The 255-nt window shown below is 35.7% G+C and carries 1 pseudogene; it reads left to right on the top strand.

Annotated features, from left to right (window positions below):
* Positions 1-255: pseudogene (locus tag ACYQ2O_RS13570) on the top strand (group II intron maturase-specific domain-containing protein); the annotation flags it as partial.

Genomic DNA, 255 nt, shown 5'->3' on the forward strand with positions numbered 1-255 from the left:
GTCGGCGAAACAAAAATTCCGGAATAAACTCAGAAAATTAACTCGTCGCAATCGACCAGGCTCTTTCAAGGATATAGTGAAGGACATCAACCGTGTAACGGTAGGATGGATTAATTACTATAGAATCTGATTTATGAAATCTTTTATGATTGAAATTAAATCGTGGTTGAATCATCGGCTAAGACAATTGATTTGGAAGAGATGGAAGAAAGTATCCACTCGATATAGAAAATTAAAACAACTGGGGATAGAACA

The sequence above is a fragment of the Alkalibacterium sp. m-11 genome, assembly GCF_054658155.1.